The following is a 249-nucleotide window of genomic DNA, read 5'->3' as shown; positions in this document are numbered from 1 at the left end:
CGCGATAATGGGCAACCTCGGTGAAAGGACCGTTCAATGGCGCATGCTGAGCATCCCCCTCGGCCTTTCGACACTTGGCCTTGTCCTAGTCAACCTGTTGGGGCTCTCCGAAGCACTCTACGGCATGCCCATCCGTGTCATTATCGGCATCGTTATTTCGGTTGGCGCCGTTTTGCTTTGGACGGTATTCGCTCTAACCAATCGAACCGCGCTTGCGGCCCGACCGGCCATGGATGCTCGAATGTGGAC

General features: G+C 57.4%; 1 protein-coding gene. It reads left to right on the top strand.

The annotated features are described in order from the left end of the window. A partial coding sequence (locus SB679_RS25595; RefSeq protein ID WP_410705176.1) for a hypothetical protein occupies positions 1-249 on the top strand: 249 nt, incomplete at both ends.

The sequence above is a fragment of the Chryseobacterium sp. SIMBA_029 genome (genome assembly GCF_046535275.1).
In the GTDB taxonomy this organism is placed as follows: Bacteria; Bacteroidota; Bacteroidia; order Flavobacteriales; family Weeksellaceae; genus Chryseobacterium.
The sequence above is the reverse complement of the archived record's forward strand: the minus strand, read 5'-3'. Positions and strand labels throughout refer to the sequence as shown.